This window comes from Pseudoalteromonas sp. RB2-MNA-CIBAN-0110 (assembly GCF_040309305.1).
GTDB classification, from domain to species: domain Bacteria; phylum Pseudomonadota; class Gammaproteobacteria; order Enterobacterales; family Alteromonadaceae; genus Pseudoalteromonas; species Pseudoalteromonas arctica.
Window position 1 is genome coordinate 1 of sequence record NZ_JBEOOQ010000145.1, and the last position, 282, is coordinate 282.

A 282-nucleotide genomic window follows, 5' to 3' on the forward strand; every position below is an offset into this window, starting at 1 on the left:
GGCTTATCGTAAAGATGAATTTGCCAGCATAGTAGTAAAAAACCAAGCCGACGGAACGATTATCCGTTTAGGTGATATTGCTACAATTAAAGATGATTTTGAAGAAACGCCAGTACGCACCCGTTTTAATGGTAAGCAAGCGGCGTTTATAGACGTTTACCGAATTGGCCCGCAAAGCGCGATAACTGTGGCAGACGATGTTAAAAATTATATTGAAGAGCAGCAAGCCACGCTACCACAGGGTTTTAAACTAAGTTATTGGGACGACGACTCAGAATTAGT

At 41.8% G+C, this 282-nt stretch carries 1 protein-coding gene; it reads left to right on the forward strand.

The genetic code is table 11. From position 1 onward, the window contains the following. On the forward strand, positions 1-282 hold a 282-nt coding region (locus AAEY68_RS20910; RefSeq protein WP_350586808.1), incomplete at both ends, for an efflux RND transporter permease subunit.